This is a genomic window from Mesorhizobium sp. M7A.F.Ca.US.005.03.1.1 (assembly GCF_003997975.1).
Taxonomy (GTDB): Bacteria; Pseudomonadota; Alphaproteobacteria; order Rhizobiales; family Rhizobiaceae; genus Mesorhizobium; species Mesorhizobium ciceri.
The window spans coordinates 1-17,417 of record NZ_RZRO01000003.1 but is presented as its reverse complement, the minus strand read 5'-3'; the positions used below and the strand labels follow the sequence as shown (position 1 = coordinate 17,417).

Sequence of the window (17,417 nt, the reverse complement as noted above, 5' to 3'; positions counted from 1 at the left end):
GTAGACGCGGGAAGCGAGGTCGAGAATGCGAGCGGTGGACCGTTCGACGACGAGCAGGGTCAGCCGCTGGCGCTAAGCTGGCGGAGGCTTTCGTAGACCTGGTCGATCACCAGCGGCGCAAGGCCAAGCGACGGTTCATCGACCATCATCAGCGACGGGTGCTGCAGGATGGCGCGGGCGATGGCAAGCTGCTGCTGCTCGCCGCCGGAAAGGTGGCCGGCAACGCCGCGGTAGCGGGTCCTGAGGATCGGAAAGATTTCCAGAACCCGTTCCCAGATCGGCGGCCGCTTCGGCCTTGTCCTTGCGGATCATGCCGCCGAGCAGCAGGTTTTCCCGCACCGTCAGTGTCCGGAAGATACTGCGGCCTTCCGGCACCAGTGCCAGGCCTTCCGGCATAGCTTTTCCGGCGCCTGGCCGGCGATCGACTCGCTGTTGAAGGCAAGCGTGCCCCCGGTCGGCGCCATGAGCCCGGAAATTGATTTCAGAAGCGTGGATTTGCCGGCGCCGCGATCTGGCCTCGTCGTTCCCGGCAAGCAGCAGCTGACGATCAATCTCCTCGCGTGGTATCGACATCTCACGGCGGCCAGATATCGCTGCCCTGATATCAAGTGCGTAGACCGGACGCCGCTGCGGAATACCAAAGGATAGTGCTCTTTGACAATCTTCCCCTTCACCGAAGCCACCCCGATCCAGTTCCAGCAGCCCCTGCCGAGGACCTCGGACGTCGTGATCATCGGCGGCGGGGTCATTGGCGTGACCACGGCACTGTTCCTGGCGCGCCGGAACGTCTCGGTGACGCTGCTGGAAAAGGGACGCATCGCCGCCGAGCAATCCTCGCGCAACTGGGGCTGGATCCGGCAGCAGGGCCGCGATGCCGACGAACTGCCGATCGTCATCGAAGCGCAGCGCCTCTGGCGGCAACTGGCGCAGGAATGTGGCGAGGACATAGGACTGAAGCAGACGGGCGTTACCTATCTTGCGCGAACAGACAAGGAGATGGCCGGCTTCGCGAAATTCCTGAAGATCGCCCAGGCTCATGGCGTCGACACGCGTCTCCTCGACCAGGGTGAGCTGGCAAGCCTGATCCCGGCCATGTCGCGACTGTTCAAAGGCGCAATGATCACTCCATCGGACATGCGGGCAGAACCTTGGGTCGCCGTGCCCGCGCTTGCTCGCCTGGCGGCCCGCGAAGGCGCGACGATCATCGAGAATTGCGCGGCACGTATGCTCGACATCTCCGCGGGACGCATCAGTGGCGTCTGGACCGAGAAAGGGCTCATCGCGGCCTCGAGCGTCCTCGTCGCCAGCGGCGCGTGGACGTCGCTGTTCCTGCGCGCCCACGGCATCTCGATTCCGCAGCTCAGCGTCAGGGCGACCGTCGCTGCGACAGCGCCGATGGCGGAAATCCACGCCGGCGCCGCCGCGGACGAACGCATCGCTTTCCGGCGCAGGCAGGATGGCGGGTACACGCTCGCATCGGGAGGCAGCAGCCAACTCTACATAGGGCCGGACGCATTTCGCCATGCAGGCAAATATGTCAGCGCCCTGATGGCCAATCCGTTCGGCACACGCTACCTGCCGGCCGCGCCGCGAGGCTACCCGGACGGCTGGTCGACCCCGCGCAGATGGAACGCGGATGAAGAAAGCCCTTTCGAACGGATGCGCGTCCTCAATCCGGCTCCCGAGACGTCGGCGCTCCGCGCCATCGACGGCGGGTTCAGGGAGCTTTTCCCTCAGTTCACGACCGTACCGCTCAAGGCGAGCTGGGCGGGCATGATCGATGCCATGCCTGATGTCGTGCCCATCGTCGATCGCGCCGCTGCATTCCCAGGCCTCGTTGTCGCGACCGGGATGAGCGGCCACGGCTTCGGCATAGGACCCGGAATGGGCCGCATTCTGTCCGATTTGATCCTGGGCAACGAGACCGGGCACAATCTCCACAGGTTCCGTCAATCCCGTTTCAGCGACGGCAGCCCGATCCGATTGGGACCATCGCTGTAAGTATTTCTGCCGCCCGCCAGCCCATCCGCTCTGGCCTTGAAGAACCGGACGAGGGCTCAGGTGCCGCATGCCCGGGCGTAGATCTCGATGCTTCCCTGGACGTGATCGATCGCGATCTCTTCGACGTCGCAGGCTCGGTCGGCCCAAGCGAGCGCCGAAGGCAGGTGCTGGAGAAACAGCGTCACCGGCACCTTGCGGCCCTTCAACGCGTCGAAGAGCCGGTCGCAGGCGGCACGGGCTTGCGGGGTCGCCCAATAATATCGGATGCGATCGGAATAGGAGTAGTGGCGCAGCGTCCGCTTGTCGGCATCGCTGCCATGATAGTGGCTTGCCCAGTTCTTGGGCGCGGCTTGCATCAGCTCTTCCATGGCGTGGTAAAGCGGCCGCTCGCCATAGAAAGGCACCAGATCGGAAGCGATCAGGTCGAGCGCGTAAAGCGCCTCGCGCAGTTTGAAGGTCAGCTCGGGGCCGACCTTGAGGATAGCGAAGCCGTCCTCGACGAGTTCACGCAGCGGCCTCTCACCCTGATAGTCCGTCGAATGCGCTTCGAAAATGAGCGACGGCAATGTGTTCAGAGTTGCCGCCAGATCGCTGGCCTTGGTCCGATCGTAAAAAATCACATTCTGGTTGCCGAACTCCACGCCCGGCTGCACGACAAGCCCGATGACGCGGGAAAACGCGCTTTCAAGCCCGGCGGCCTGGAATGCTTTGGCGTGAATGGCATGTGTCTGGCGAGCCGCCTCCGGACTGGTCGGGGTGATCGCATCCAACGCGTGATCGGCGCCACCGGGAGGCGGCACCTCCGTCCCGATGATGTAGACCGGGCTTGCCCCGCCGCTCTGCGCGGCCGCCTGTTCCGCGACGCCCGCCATTCTGGCTGCGCGCTCGGCCACCGTATGGTCGTCTAGCGCCGCCGGTTCACCCGCGCAGCCCATCGATGCATCGAGATGGATCTTGCGGAAGCCGGCGCGGACATAAGCATCGACCATTGTCCCGGCCTGCGCCATCGCCTCCTCGGCGGGCCGGTCTTTCCAGGGATTGGGACCGAGATGATCCCCGCCAAGCACGATCAGCTCTGTCGGGCACTGCTCGACTGCCGCGAGCGCTTTCACCATCGCCGCGAAATCGGACGGCGTCATGCCCGTATAGCCGCCCAGATGATTGACCTGGTTGCACGTCGCTTCGATCAGGACGGTGGTGCCCGTGTCCCGGCCGTGCCGCAGTGCGGCTTTCAGCACCAGGGGGTGCGCCGAGCACACCGAGGTCACCCCGATTTTCTTTCCTTCCCTGTGCAGGCCCGGCACATCTTCGATCGCCACACGCATCAGCTTCTTCTCGCCGTTCTTGCCATGAAATCTTCCAGTTCGGCCCGCGTGCCGGCTCCCTCCATGGGGCCGAGGCGTGTGACGTTGCGCGCCCCTGCCGCATTGGCGAATTCGAGCGAAGTCCGCAGCGGCATCCCCAACCGCCGGCATGCGACATAGGCTCCGCCGAAACAGTCGCCGGCGCCGGTGGGGTCCGTTTCCTCGACGATGAGGCCGGGACAATCGGCACTGGCGCCCGTGCTTTGACGGGCTGACGCGCCATGTTCGCCACGCTTCACGGCGATCTCCTTGACCCCTCGTTTGAACAGCGCCTCGATTGCGCGTTCCTCGCCATCCATGCCGGCGGCCAGGAACAATTCATTGCCCGACGGCAGCAGCAGGTCCGCTTTGTCCACCAGGCTCGCGAATTTCTCCTCGGTCTGGCCGTGCGCCAGCAATTCCTTGCGCAGGTTCGGATCGAGCGACATGGTGCCGCCGCGTGCCTTGATCAGCGGGATCGCGCGTTCGGTGATCGCCCAGGCCGCGGGGCTTGCGAACACCGTTCCCATGACGTGGATATGCCCGCAACGCGCGATCAGCGCCTCGACCTGCGGGGTCCATTCCAGTCGAGCGGCGGCGGATTTGGCGATGTTGTAGACGAAATCGCGGCTTCCGTCCGTGCGGTAGCGGACAAAGGCGCTGCCCGTCGGATAATCCGCGGAAACAGCGATGGCGGAAGTGTCTACGCCGTCTCGCTTCAGGCGCTCCATGTTGACCGCGCCGAAATCGTCGTCGCCCACCACGCCCACCATCGCGGCCGCTCCGCCCATACGCGCGCATTGATCGATGAAGATGGCGGGCGCGCCGCTCGGAAAGGGGCCAATGAGGTCGATCGGTTCCCGGAAACCGGTGCCTGTCTGCCTCGCGACGATCTCTACCAGGATTTCTCCAATCGTCACGGTTGGCCCGAGCGAGTCCGGTGCAAGCGTTTGGGGGAGGTCGTTCATCAAGCGTCCAATCCTGGGTGTGGTGTCGTTTGCGGTTTCACGACGCCGAGGCGTCTGGACCGGAAACCGCGTCCTTGTTGAGCATCTGGTTGTCGAGCGACATGAAGCGCTGATGCATCATGCAAGCGGCTCCGAAGGCAGCTCCATAGATGGCGCTCTCGTTGAAAACGATCTCGGGGACAGGAAAGGTCGCGGCCTGGAGCTCGCGGATATGCGCGTCGACCCGTGCGGCGACCAATGGATACAATTCCGCGACGGACCCGCCCAGCACGATGCGGTTCGGGTCGATCAGCCGCGAGATCTGCACGACTGCAAATGCGAACAAGACAGCCCATTCTTCGGCGAGCTGCACCGCTTGAGGAACACGATCGCGGACGTCACGCAGGAACAAGTCCAAGTCGGCGTCCGGCCTGTACTGGCGATAGGATGACAGGATGCGGTCGCGCCCGAAGGCCTGCTCCAGATTCCGGTATGTCGGGTTCCGTGTCTTGAGGTGGCCGACTTCTCCGGCCAGGCCATTGCCGCCGCGGAACAACTTGCCGTCGATCACAATTCCGCCACCGACACCGTTCTCGATGACCATGAAGAAGGTGACGCCGCTCGCCGCTTCCGGCTGGCTGTATGTGATGCCGATGCCGAATGCGTTGCCGTCATTTTCCGCGGATACCGGGATCTCGGCCGGAAGAAGGCTGCGGGCAAGGCCTGTGAGATCGACATTGCGCCACCCCAGGATCGGTGCGACGTGGATGAAACCATCCTGGTTCATTTGTCCGGGCACCGCGATGCCGATGCCCTGACATCGCGCCAGGCTATCCTTCCGCATCTCGAGAAACACCTGTTCGATCGCCATGTGGACCGCGGCCTCCGGATCGCTGTCATGTCCTTCGAAGCGCGTCATGGCGCTGCGAACGATCTTGCCCGCGAGATCGATCTCGACGCATGTCATATGTTCGACACCGATCTCTATGCCGGCGAAGAAAACGGCTTCAGGCACGATTTCCACGAGGATACCCGGTCTTCCGGCCCTGGGCTGGCCCGCCGGATTCGCGACATCGTTCTCCGCGACTTCGCGAACGAGTCCGGCCTCGACCAACTCCAGGACGATATTGCCGGCGGACGAGCGGTTGACCCCCATATGCCTGGCGAGATCGGCCCGGCTCAAAGGGCCGAAGCGGTGGAGCGCGTTCAGCGTCGCTACCGAATTGCTCTGGCGGATCCTGCGAGGCGAGCTGCTGGCGAAGGTTACATGGTTCATGGCGGACTCCGCATGTTCGTTCCCAGCCTATACTTCACCCGAGCTTGTTTTTCCTCCGGCAACGCAAAGTCCTCAAAAGAATGAACCGCCTGATGTCGGAAGCAAGCAATTCCCGCTGCGCCGGTGGCGAAGGAGAATGCCGCGAGCGAGCGGCATCCTCCTGTTGGAGCGTCAATTGCCGACAAGCACCTTGTCGACATTCTCGGAGGTCACCGCCAGCCACGGCACGTAGTAATGCTGGTCCTTGCCGTCGTTCCAGGCGAGCTTGCCGCCGTTTACGTCCCAGACAGCCGCGCGCGGCTTGTAGCTGTCGCCGACGATCTTGTGCAGCGCGAGGTCGATCGCCCCTTGCGCCTGTCCGTTGGCATCCTGGAGGATGGACATCGACTGTTCGCCACGCTTGACGGCTTCAAGCGCGTCCTTGATGCCGTCCACGCCGGCGACCGGAACCGCCTTGGGATCCAGGCCGTGGTTGCGGATGCCCTCGATGGCGCCGACGGCCATCTCGTCGTTTTCGGCCAGGACGCCCTGGATCGCATCGCCATGCGAGGTCAGGAAATTCTCCATCAGCGTGATGGCCTCGGCGCGTGACCAGTTGGCGGTGTTCTGCTCCAGGATGGTCACTCCGGGATTTTCCTTCAGCACCTTCTGGATCCCTTCAAGCCGCTGCACCTGGGCCGACTGGCCCAGCATCCCTTCCAGGATCACGACCTTGGCCTGTGGGCCGGCCTTGTCGATCACAGCCTTGGCCAGCATTTCGCCGGCCTCGACATCGTCGGAATTGATGTAGGCGTCGTAGAGTGCGGTGTTGGAAACCATCGTGTTGGAGCCGAACACCGGGATGCCGGCTGCCTTCGCGCGCTCGATCGGTTCATTGCCGGCGTCGATGTCGACCGGGATGAAGATGATCGCGTCGTATTTTTCGGTGATGGCTGTGTCGAACAGGTTCGACTGCGTCAGCACGTCCTGGCGACCGTCGAGAACTGTCAGCGTGGCGGTACCGTCCGCAAGCGCGGGGTGCGCCTTGGCGGCATCGGCCCACAGAACATTGTACTCTGTGTTGAGGCTCTGGACGATCGCCGCGATCTTCAGCGTCTTGGCGTCGGCCGAATTCCCCCCGAACACCATGCCTGCAAGGGCAAGGCCGGCCGCTGCTCCCATCAGGAAGCGTCTTGTCGTTTTCATGTGCATTTCCTCCATGTTGCGTGCGGCCGCGCCGCTTGCGCCTGTTACTCTCTCCCGGCTCGGGAGCGGTCGATCAGCACCGCGAGGACGATGATCGAACCCTTGATGATCTGCTGGTAGTATGAGGACACCCCCATCAGATCGAGACCGTTGCTGATCATGCCGATGATCAGCACGCCCACCAGCGTATAGCCGATGCGGCCGATACCTCCGGTGAGGCTTGTTCCGCCGATGACCACCGCCGCGATGGCATCGAGTTCGTAGCCGATGCCCGCCTGTGGCAGGGCGGACGTGGTGCGGGCCGTCAGCATGACACCCGCGAGACCGGCCAGCGCGCCCATGATGACGTAAACCGAAAAGATGATGCCGGTGGTGTTGATGCCGCTCGTCTTCGCGCTGCGCGGGTTTCCGCCCACCGCATAGACCCGTCTTCCGTAAATGGAGTAGCGCAGGACGATTGCCGCGACAGCGAAGACGACGGCGAAAATGATCACCGGTACCGGTATGCCGAGCACGAGACCCTGGCCGAGCCAGCGGAATTCGAGGCTGAGATTGGGAATCGGGCGGCCGCCGCTGTAAAGCAGCGTCGCGCCGCGCGCCACGCTCAGCATTCCGAGCGTGGCGACGAAGGCCGGCACCTTGAAGTAGGCGATCAGCCCGCCATTGACGGCGCCGCAAAGCGCGCCCACGGCGACGCCGGCCGCGACTGCTAGGAGCGGATTGAACGCATCCGCGCCGGTGACCAGGCTGGCCGCCACGGCGCCGGCCAGCGCCAGGAGCGAACCGATGGAGAGATCGATGCCGGCCGTCAGGATCACGAAGGTCATGCCGACAGCCAGCACACCGTTCATGGAGACCTGCCGCAGAACGTTCAGCAGATTGTTGGTGGACAGGAAGTTCGGCGACGCCAGCGACAACACGACGAACAGGAGGATAAACGAGATGACGATGCCATAACGGGCGATGAACTTTCCCAGGCTCATGCCGCTCATGCTTTGACTGGCGGATACCATTGGATTCTTCTCCACGAAATGGATCGTCTGGCTAGGAAGCCAGATGAACGAGGGTTTCCTGGGTGGCCTCGGGTCCGGCGACCTCGCCTGCGATGCGGCCCCGGCGAAAAACGACGATGCGATCCGCATTGGCGAGGATTTCGGGCACCTCGGACGAGATCATCAGCACGGCGTTTCCCGCCTTCACGAAATTGCCGAGGAAGGCATAGATCTCGCGCTTGGCGCCTTCGTCGACGCCGCGTGTCGGCTCGTCGCAGATCAGGATCCTGGGGTTGGTGTCGACACAGCGCGCAAGGACAACCTTCTGCTGGTTGCCGCCGCTCAGGGATTGGACGGGCAGGTCCGGCGACGCCGTCTTGATGGAGAAGCGCTTGATGTGCTCGACCACGCTCCTGCCTTCCGCCGATCCGTTCATGAAGCCCTTGCGCGCATAATGCGGCAGGTTGGCCACGGTGATGTTGTGGGCGACCGACGCGGTCAGTGACAGGCCCGTCTGCTTGCGGTCCTCCGTGACCAGCGAAATGCCGGCGCCGATGGAATCGGCGGGCGTCTTGAGATCGATGGGCTTGCCCTCGATCAGCACCTGGCCGGAATCCCGCGGCTCGTTTCCGTAGAGCGCATTCACGAACTCGCTGCGACCGGAGCCGAGAAGCCCGTATATACCGACGATCTCTCCCGCATGAACGGTCATGTCGATGTCGGCGAACTTTCCCTTCGATGCAAAGCCGCGGGCTTCGAGCAAGGGTTTCTGCGGGCCGGTATCCTTCGGTTCGCGATGATGGTCCAACAGGTCGCGGCCGACGATCGACCGGATCAGGCCCTTGCGGTCGATTTCGGAAATCGATCCGCCGCCTACGAAACGGCCGTCGCGGAAGACCGTATAATCGTCGGCGATCTCGAAGATCTCGGTCAGGCGGTGCGAGACATAAATGATGCCCACGCCCTCCGCGGTCAGAGTGCGGATCGCGTCGAACAGCATCTGCGCCTCGCGCTCGCCAATGGCCGAGGTAGGCTCGTCCATGATCAGGATGTCGCTGCGGCGGCTGATTGCCTTGGTGATCTCGACGAGTTGGGCCTGCGCGATCGAAAGATCGCGCAGCCGCGCACCAGCGGGGATGTTGAATTTCAACCGCGCCAGGATCGCCTCCGCGTCGCTTAGCATGCACTTGTCGTCGACGAAGAAGCGGCCGCGCCGCTGTTCGCGGCCGAGATAGAGGTTCTCGGCGACGGTCATGTCCAGGAACGGGCTAAGCTCCTGGGTGATGATGGCGATACCCGCATCGAGCGCCTCGGCGGGGGAGGAGAAATTCACCTCCCGGCCTTTCACCGTGACGGATCCGGCGTCGCGCCGCAGCATCCCCATCAACACGCCGAGGAAAGTCGACTTGCCGGCACCGTTGCCACCGCACAAGGCATTGACCGTCCCGGCGCGCAACCGAATCCGCCCGTCGACCAGGGCGGGAACGCCTGCAAAGCTCTTCGCGACATTTTCGGCGCTGAGGAGAAGCGGCGCGGTGGCGCCGTTCTCGTTGGTGATAGCTTCGTTCTGCGTCATCTTCCCGTCCTCCTCGGGATGAGATGGTGCGGGCGCTTGTCGGCCCGCAGCCCTTTCGTCTTCAGGCAGCCTTGTTGATCTCGGCCCGGCGCACGGCTTCTTCCCAACGGCTTTCGATGAAAGCCTTGGCATGCGCGGCGAGCGGATTGTTGTCGGTCCAGGTGTCGCGCCAGATGCCGCACACACGCGACAGGGCTTCATCGACGATGGCGCTGGAGAAGCTCTCGAAGGTGACGTCGCGATTGTGGAAGCCAATGTCCACCAGCGCGGAAAAGATGCTCGCGAAATCGATCGTACCGGTGCCGAGATAGCCGCGGTAGTTCTCGTTGAAGTGGAAATAACCGAGCTTGTCCCCAGCCAGACGGATCGCTTCGGCCTGGCTCGCCTCTTCGATGTTCATGTGGAACGTGTCGAGATGCAGGAAGACGTCGTCGCGGCCGGTGTCCTTGATGAACTTCAGGCCTTGCGCGGTCGTGTTCAAGAGGTTGGACTCGAAGCGGTTCACCACTTCCAGAACGATCTGCACGCCGCTATCCCTGGCCACCTCGGCGGTCGCGGCGATGGCGTCGGCGCTGTTCATCCAGCCGGTTCGTGTGGGCAGCCCGTCATACTTGCCGTGCATCGAATAGAGAATGCCGCCCAATCGGATGCCGCCGATGTCGCGGACCGCCTTGACCGCGTCGGACAAGAGCGCCTTTCCCTTGGTGACCACGGCCTTGTCCTCGCTCGAGACGTCCGCATCCGCCGACAGGCCCATCGTGACCACGATCTCGATGTCCAGTTCCTTGGCTTGCTTCGCCAGGCGGTCGAGGTCGAATTTCTCGGGCCGCAGATAAGCGAACTCGATCAGCCGGTAACCATGATCCGCCGACTTGGCGAGTGCCATTTCCAGGCCCTCCTGGGTCAGGCCGTTTGTCCAGACAAATGAATGGATACCAAGACGCCGCATTCAGATCCTCCGATAATTAGGTTTGCATGTTAAAGATACAAACTTGATCCCTGAATGCCTAAAATTCAGCTCCAGCGCAAGAGGAGTTGTGGCATTGGTCGGCGCGAGCCAATCATGCTGGATTAAAAAAATGCGGAAAAACAGACAGTTGAGGGGCATCATGGAGGTGCGAGAAAATTTTCTCTGACCCATGCGAGAAACGGGATATGCAGCTTTTGACAACAAATATCCCATCACTTGCGCAGACCGAGCGGCATGGACCGTCGCTCGGCGAGATGCAAGGCGAATGCGGAACGAGCAGAACCCGGTCCAACGTTCGTCAGTTCCTGCCAAGGCATTCGCTTGGGACCAGCCGGCGGACGCCCGATCCTCCGGCTTGCCCAAGCGCGCACCCGGACGCGGCGACGCGAAAACCCTCAGCCGGGAAACAGGTCCAGGATCGACGACAGACGGTTGGCACTGAGATCGATGTCGCTGAGCGGGCCGCCGCTGGGGAGATAGCCAACCACGAACAGACCGGCGGCCCGTGCGGCCTTGGTGCCGGTGCGGCTGTCTTCCACAGCGACGACGGATCCCGGAGCTATGGCGAGCTGCCGGCAGGCCTCGCGATAGGGCGTTGGGTCGGGTTTGCCGACCGTAACGTCGTCGAGGCTGATTGTGAGGCTCATATGGTCGAGCACGCCGAGCGCATCGAGATTGGCATTGACGACTTGCCGGCCGGAATTTGACACGCAGACCTGCGGGATGCCGCGGTCAGCCAGGGTCCGGATCGTCTCGACCGCCTCGGGGATCGGGATGGCGTCCGCCCGGTTGGCGACGTAGTGGGCATTGATGGCGGCGAGCCACTCCGCCTGGTCAAGCCCGACTGGGAGGCGCGGACGCAGCATTGTCCAGACGTCGCCCATATGGATGCCGCGAAAGGCTTGGTCGGGCAGGTCGTCAAGATCGACGTTCCAGTTGCGGCAGCCGGCGAGGAGAGATTGATGATGCAACGGCTCGCTGTCGATCAGCGTTCCGTCGATGTCCCAGGCGACGGCGCGATACATCACGATGGCGATCCAGCTTTGGTCGCGCCAGGAGCCGATAGGCGTGTATAGAGATCGCGATAGCGGCGGTAACCGTCGCGGTAGATGTCGGCCTTTCGCGGGTCGGGATGGAGCCGGTCGGCGAAGCTGACGAAACCGGAAACGCCCGACCAGTCGTCGGTCAGGCCGGTGCCTATCGCCGCCGTCCAGGCAGCGCCGATGCAGGAGCCGGGGTGCCCGGTCAGGCGTTGGACCGGCTTTTGCAAGACATCCGCGACAATCTGCATCCAGACCTTGCTGCTTGAGCCGCCGTCGGAGGCGAGATAGCGCTCGGTCCGATGGCCCATGTCGTTGAGCACCTCGACATGATGCGCGATGGCAAAGGCATAGGCCTCGAGCAAAGCGCGCCAGACATGGCCGATATCGTGCGAAAGCGTCAGGCCGTCGATCACGCCGCGGGCCGCTGGATCATGGATCGGCGTCTTCTCGCCAAGGAAATAGGGCAGGATGATGAGGCCGTCGGCACCGGCGGGACGCTCTGCCGCCAGCGCATCGAGCCGCTGGTGTACGGAAATACCCTCGGCCTGTGCCGCGGCCATCTCGCCGCCGGCGAAATTGCGTACGAACCAGTTGAGGGCGGAGCCGCCTGTCGACATGCAGCCATTGGGCATGAACAGGCCCGGCACCAGGTGATAATCGAGATACATGCGCGGATCGGGCTTGATCTGATCGGTAGCGATCAGGATATCGACCGAGCCGCCGAATTTCAGGAGGACATCGCCCGGCTTGGCGACGCCGGCGCCAAGCGCGGAGGCGATCATGTCGGCTGCACCGCCGACGACCGGTGTCCCCGCCATCAGGCCGGTCTCATCGGCGGCCTTCGCCGAGACGGAACCGAGGATCTCATGCGAGGCGATCTTTCGTGGCACGGCCGAGCGCGGTATGTGCGCGAGCGCCACCAGATCATCGTCGATCCGGTGCGTCGAAACATCGACGAAGCCGGCCTCCAGCGCCCAGTTCTGCTCGACCGCACGTTCGCCGGTGAGGCGCCAGTTGATATAATCGTAGGAGCCGAAAACGGTGGCGATGCGGCCGAACACCTCCGGCTCGTGACGCTCAATCCAGCGCAGCTTTGCGGTGACGAGCTGTTGGTTGATGCCGTTGCCGGCCTTGGTGATGAAAGCCGTCTCATCGCATTCGGTCCGCAGTTCGGCCACTTCGGCGCCACAGCGGCCGTCGCTCTGCTGGATGCTCGGCCGCAGCACTTCGCCCTTCTCGTTCAGAAGAACGACCGCCGGCAGCATGCCGGTGGTGCCGACCGCCACGATTTCCTCGGCCTTGATGCCGCTGGTCCTGAGCAACTCCTGCACGATGCCGCGGACATTGGTCCACCATTGCGCGGGATCTTCCTCGGCCCAGCCCGCATGCTCGGAGTGCAGCGTGACGGGGCGCGAGGCGAGGCCCAGCACCTGATCGGGAAGCCGGATCAGGATGCCGATCGTCGAGGTGGTGCCGATATCGAGACCGAGAACGAACGCCATGTCGAATCCATTGAAATGCTGGGAAGGGCAGGCGGGCGAAACCTGTCTGCCTCGTTGTGTCGCACTGCTCGATGCCAGTCGATCATTCCGGCCGCCGGCCTGCAACGATCGATATGATCACCGCGAGCCGGCGCGATGGCCGGCATCGCCGTGGAAGCCGTCCTCAGCGCAAAGTGGCGACAACATCCATGAAGCGCTTGACCCGATCGCCGTCGACGGCGTTCCAGGTATTGCCATCGATCTTGAAATGGGTCCCGATCACGACGCCGCTCGCCAGCGAAAGGACGTCGCGGACATTGTCGATGTTCACGCCGGTGTTGGCGAAGACCGGCACGTCCTTGATCGTCTCGCAGACGCTGCGCAGGTGGGACTGGTCGGCCGGCTGGCCGGTGATCGGACCGGAGACGAGGATCGCGTCTGCCATCGACGAGAACACCGCGCTCTTGGCACGCAATTCAATCGGGCGCTGGTCGAGCGAGTGTGCGAACTCGGCATTGATGTTGAAGAGAAGCTTCATGTCGTCGCGACCAAGGTTGTGCCGCAGGCGCGAGGCGGCGGCGCAATCGGGCTCCCACAAGCCCATATCGGAAGCGAACAGGCCGGTGAAGATCTCGCGCACGAAACGGGCTCCGGTGGCGGCTCCGATCGCGACGCTGGCAGTCGGATCCCAGAGATAGTTGACGCCAAACGGCACTTTCAGCTCGGGCTTCACCGCCTGGACGATGGCAGTCATGGCGGCAATGCCCTCGGGCGGCGCCTTGAAGACATAGGGGCGGTCGTTCTCGTTGCCGAACATGATGGCATCGACGCCGCCGTTCTGCAGCTTGCGGATGTCGGAGAGTACGCCATCGATCAGCTTGTCGAGGCCGCCATCGGCATCATAGAGGGGCGTTCCCGGCAGGGCACCGATATGTGCCATCGAGATGACAGCCTTCTTCTTGTCGCCGAAAAATTCAAATACCATCGAGTCTTCTCCTTGGGGATAAAGTGAAATGGCGCGCCTCAGTCGCGCGTCAGTGGCGGCGCGATGCGCAGGTCGACCTTGGCCGCGGCGAGCGCCGCGACGATCTTGGCCGGCGGCTCGGCATCGGTGATGAGGATGTCGAAGTCCGACAGTGGCGCTATCCGCACCAGCGACATGCGCAGGAATTTGGCGGAATCGCACAGGACGATCTTGGTGCCTGACCGCCTCAGATAGGCGCGCTTCATATCGGTATCATCGAAGGAATAATCGAAGAGGCCGTCCGCTGTGATACCGGAGACGCCGATCACGGCGACATCGAACCACAGCGCCTCGAACTGGGCGATGGCCGCAGGCCCGCCGGTCGACATCTCGTCGGCCCGTACGCGGCCGCCGGCAACATAGACTTCGGGCACACCGCCATTCAGCGCCGCCGCGATCCTGAGGCTGTTGGTGAACACCTTGGCGTGCGGAAGGTCCCTGAGGTGCTCGGCCATCAGATAGGTGGTGGTGCCGACATCCAAAGCGATCGTGCGGTATCCCGAAACCAGCGCGGCCGCGGCCGCGGCAATCGCGGCCTTCGGGTCGCGGCGCTGGCGCAAGCGCGAATCGAAACTCGGCTCTTCGCTGTCCATGGCGACCAGCGGCGGGTTGTCGGCCTCGATCGCGCCGCCATGGATTCGGACCAGCCTACCCTCGCGTTCCAGTTCGACGAGATCGCGGCGGATCGTCATGTCGGAAACGGCAAGTTCGGCCGCTGCCGCGGCGACGGTGAGCGACCCCGTCCGGCGCAGCAAAGCCAGGATGCGTGCCTGCCGGTCGTGCGCGAGAAGGCGCTGACGATCGGCGTCGCGCGGTGCGCCATGCGGCGATGTCTCAGGAAGGGTGGTGTCGTCTGCCATCGATGTATCCGGTGGGTAAGCCGCCGACGAAGCGGTCTGCTGATCTTCACACTACCGCATGATCAAACATTTTCAAACAAAAATATGTTTGCAGTGTTCGATTTTATTGGTATGCATCTCGATATCAACAAAATGCGTTCCGCCATCAAGCAGAGAGAATACGACCATGCCGGCTGTCTCCGTCACGCCTCCCGTGCTTGCCGAACTCGCGGGCAAGCGAGCCTTCGTGACGGGCGGTGGCGCGGGGATCGGCCGGGCGATCGCGACCGCCCTGACGCGGCAGGGCGTCGCCGTGGCGATCGGCGATCTGGATCCCAAGGCGGCACGTCAGGCGGCTGAGGAAATTGGTGGCGGTGCCGCCGCCGTCACGGTCGATGTCCGCCGCCGCGATTCCGTCGAGGCGGCCTTTGCCACCGTACTGGAAGCGCTTGGCGGCTGCGACATCCTGATCGCCAATGCCGGCGTGTCCACCATGCAGCACGCGCTCGATCTGACCGATGAGGAGTGGGACTTCAACTTTTCGGTCAATTCCCGCGGTGTATTCCTGGCAAATCAGATCGCTGGACGGCACTTTGTCAAGCAGGGCACGGGCTGCATCGTCAACACCGCCTCGCTTGCCGCGAAGGTCGGTGCGCCGCTCCTGGCGCATTATTCGGCATCCAAGTTCGCCGTGCTCGGCTGGACGCAGGCCTTTGCCCGCGAGCTCGCGCCCAAGGGGATACGCGTCAATGCCGTCTGTCCGGGGTTCGTCAAGACCGGCATGCAGTCGCGCGAAGTCGAATGGGAGGCGCATCTGCGGCAAGTCACGCCCGAACGGGTGGTCGCCGACTATATTGCGCAGACGCCGCTCGGCCGGCTCGAGCTGCCGGAGGATGTCGCCGACGTCGTCGTGTTCCTCTGCTCGGATCAAGCCCGCTTCATGACCGGCCAGGGCGTCAACGTGACCGGCGGCGTCTACATGACCTGACGGCTTTCGGCGGCTGTAGCCGGATCCTGATGCGGGCACGCGCCTATCCAAAAAAGTGAACACATATGATCAGAAGTTAGGCTTTTAATGTTATATTTTGTTCTCTAAGATGACCGTTCGCTCGACTTCGGCCTTCGGCGTCAGCCGGGTCAGACGGGTTCATGAGGAAAGTCTATGGCGTCTATCGAGCTCGATCGCGTTTCCAAGCTCTACGGCAATGGCAATTACGGGGTGCATGAGGTCGATCTCACCATTCCCGATGGTGAATTCGTGATCTTTCTCGGTCCGTCGGGATGCGGCAAGTCGACGACGCTGCGGATGATTGCCGGCCTGGAGAGTATCTCCTCCGGCGATCTTCGCATCGGTGGCAAGAGCGTCGCCAATGTCGCGCCGCGCGACCGAAACGTCGCCGTGGTGTTCCAGAGCTACGCGCTCTATCCGCATATGTCGGTGCGGCAGAATATGGCCTTCGGGTTGAAGATGCGCGGCACCGACGCGGCGGTTATCGATGCCAAGATTGCAGACGCCGCTAACCTGCTCGGTCTGCAGAATCTTCTCGGCCGCAAGCCGGCAGCGCTTTCGGGTGGCCAGCGGCAGCGTGTCGCGCTCGGCCGGGCGATCGTTCGCGAACCGGCGGCCTTCCTGCTTGACGAACCGCTGTCCAATCTCGATGCGCAACTGCGTGCCGAGATGCGGCTCGAACTCGTGAAGCTGCACCGGCGCCTCGGCCGCACCATCGTCCATGTCACCCACGACCAGGTCGAGGCGATGACCATGGGCGATCGCATATGCATCATGCGCGATGGTCGCCTGATCCAGGCCGGCCGGCCGCTTGAAGTCTATGCCGACCCGGTCAACACCTTCGTCGCACGCTTCCTGGCGACGCCGCCGATGAACCTCATTCCGGCCACGCTTCAGGCCGCACCTGGCGAAGGGCTCTCCGTCCTGACCGACAGTGGTGCCGTGCTTGCCGTCCCCGCCCGCCACCGCAACGCTTATGGCGAGCGTGCCGGGCGCCGCGTCATTCTGGGCGTGCGGGCCGAGGATTTCCACGAAAGCCCCGACAAGCCGGACTGGCAGAAGATTGCCGTACGGGTTGTGGCCGTCGAGGCTCTCGGCGCCGAGAACGTCCTGATCGGCCAGATTGCCGGTCAGGCCACCGGCAGGGATGATGCTCACCCCGCGGGGGGCGACAAGCCGTTGGAGATCGCCGCCCGCCTCAGCCGTTATTTCACGGCGCCCGTCGGCTCGATGGTCGAACTCTACATCGACCCGCTGCCGATGCACCTCTTTGATCCCGAAACCGAACTGGTCATCGCGCGGCCGAGCCTCATGGGGGCCACGCGATGACCAGCATGGACAGAAACGAACGGCCGGCCTTTCGTCGCCGCTTCGGCTTGCATTTCGGGCTGATTGTCGTCTGCGCCATCGTGCTGCTGCCGCCGCTCTGGGTGCTGCGGACAAGCTTCGTCCCCGAGCAGTTGTCCTACAGCAACGAGCTGATGCCGGCCTTTACGACGGACAATTATTCGGCGCTGCTGTCGAGCCGCTTCGGTCAATCCTACCTCAACAGCCTGATCGTCGCGCTCGGCTCGGTTCTGCTCGCATTGCCTTTTGCCGCCACCACCGGCTATGCCTTCGCCCGCTTCCGCACGGGCGGTCGTTGGGCGCGTTTTGCCGTTCTGGCGACGCAGATGTTGCCGCCCGTGGCGCTGGTGCTGCCGACCTTCACGCTGTTCCGAAGCCTGGAGC

Annotated in this window: 15 protein-coding genes and 1 pseudogene; 4 read left to right on the top strand and 12 right to left on the bottom strand. The window is 63.4% G+C overall.

The features are described 5' to 3' along the window. Positions 1-135: 135 nt before the first annotated feature. Positions 136-396, bottom strand: coding sequence for a hypothetical protein (locus EN990_RS35925; RefSeq protein WP_245460923.1), 261 nt, complete (start codon positions 394-396; stop codon positions 136-138). A gap of 258 nt (positions 397-654) precedes the next feature. On the opposite strand from EN990_RS35925, the gene EN990_RS02065 reads away from it, so the two are divergent. Then, the gene (locus EN990_RS02065; RefSeq protein WP_127384756.1) at positions 655-2,001 is read left to right on the top strand and encodes an FAD-binding oxidoreductase; all 1,347 of its coding nucleotides are present in this window, start codon (positions 655-657) and stop codon (positions 1,999-2,001) included. Between the two features lie 56 nt (positions 2,002-2,057). Here the strand turns inward: EN990_RS02065 and EN990_RS02060 are convergent, their stop codons facing one another. The 11 genes from EN990_RS02060 to EN990_RS02010 form a co-directional block, all read right to left on the bottom strand. After that, entirely contained in the window at positions 2,058-3,326 is a 1,269-nt protein-coding gene (locus tag EN990_RS02060; protein ID WP_127368578.1) for a D-tagatose-bisphosphate aldolase, class II, non-catalytic subunit, read from the bottom strand. Then, positions 3,326-4,312: a sugar kinase gene (locus tag EN990_RS02055; protein ID WP_063170080.1), complete on the bottom strand. Its 987-nt coding sequence runs from the start codon at positions 4,310-4,312 to the stop codon at positions 3,326-3,328. Before EN990_RS02055 ends, EN990_RS02060 begins: the two co-directional genes overlap by 1 nt. 37 nt (positions 4,313-4,349) lie before the next feature. Next, on the bottom strand, positions 4,350-5,567 hold the full coding sequence (locus tag EN990_RS02050) for an ROK family transcriptional regulator (RefSeq protein WP_013530260.1): 1,218 nt from the start codon (positions 5,565-5,567) through the stop codon (positions 4,350-4,352). A 171-nt stretch (positions 5,568-5,738) separates the two neighbouring features. Further along, entirely contained in the window at positions 5,739-6,752 is a 1,014-nt protein-coding gene (locus EN990_RS02045; protein WP_127368577.1) for a substrate-binding domain-containing protein, read from the bottom strand. 44 nt (positions 6,753-6,796) lie between these two features. After that, on the bottom strand, positions 6,797-7,765 hold the full coding sequence (locus tag EN990_RS02040; RefSeq protein ID WP_032898845.1) for an ABC transporter permease: 969 nt from the start codon (positions 7,763-7,765) through the stop codon (positions 6,797-6,799). A gap of 31 nt (positions 7,766-7,796) precedes the next feature. Continuing rightward, entirely contained in the window at positions 7,797-9,320 is a 1,524-nt protein-coding gene (locus EN990_RS02035; RefSeq protein WP_063170081.1) for a sugar ABC transporter ATP-binding protein, read from the bottom strand. A 61-nt stretch (positions 9,321-9,381) separates the two neighbouring features. Further along, on the bottom strand, positions 9,382-10,269 hold the full coding sequence (locus tag EN990_RS02030) for a sugar phosphate isomerase/epimerase family protein (RefSeq protein WP_013530264.1): 888 nt from the start codon (positions 10,267-10,269) through the stop codon (positions 9,382-9,384). 416 nt (positions 10,270-10,685) lie between these two features. Then, entirely contained in the window at positions 10,686-11,315 is a 630-nt protein-coding gene (locus tag EN990_RS02025) for an HAD family phosphatase (protein WP_127369386.1), read from the bottom strand. After that, positions 11,315-12,835 (bottom strand): FGGY-family carbohydrate kinase, encoded by a 1,521-nt coding sequence (locus EN990_RS02020; protein ID WP_127369387.1) that lies wholly within the window; start codon positions 12,833-12,835, stop codon positions 11,315-11,317. Before EN990_RS02020 ends, EN990_RS02025 begins: the two co-directional genes overlap by 1 nt. Positions 12,836-12,998: 163 nt before the next feature. Next, positions 12,999-13,799, bottom strand: a complete 801-nt coding sequence (locus tag EN990_RS02015; RefSeq protein ID WP_064994611.1) for a BtpA/SgcQ family protein — start codon at positions 13,797-13,799, stop codon at positions 12,999-13,001. Between the two features lie 38 nt (positions 13,800-13,837). Next, the gene (locus tag EN990_RS02010) at positions 13,838-14,698 is read right to left on the bottom strand and encodes a DeoR/GlpR family DNA-binding transcription regulator (protein ID WP_063170084.1); all 861 of its coding nucleotides are present in this window, start codon (positions 14,696-14,698) and stop codon (positions 13,838-13,840) included. Positions 14,699-14,864: 166 nt separating this feature from the next. Here EN990_RS02010 and EN990_RS02005 point away from each other — a divergent pair, with 166 nt between their 5' ends. The 3 genes and pseudogenes from EN990_RS02005 to EN990_RS01995 all read left to right on the top strand — a co-directional run. After that, entirely contained in the window at positions 14,865-15,665 is an 801-nt protein-coding gene (locus tag EN990_RS02005) for an SDR family NAD(P)-dependent oxidoreductase (protein ID WP_127384755.1), read from the top strand. Between the two features lie 174 nt (positions 15,666-15,839). After that, positions 15,840-17,015: an ATP-binding cassette domain-containing protein gene (locus tag EN990_RS02000; protein WP_024502264.1), complete on the top strand. Its 1,176-nt coding sequence runs from the start codon at positions 15,840-15,842 to the stop codon at positions 17,013-17,015. 5 nt (positions 17,016-17,020) lie between these two features. Continuing rightward, a pseudogene (locus EN990_RS01995) lies at positions 17,021-17,417 on the top strand (carbohydrate ABC transporter permease); the annotation flags it as partial.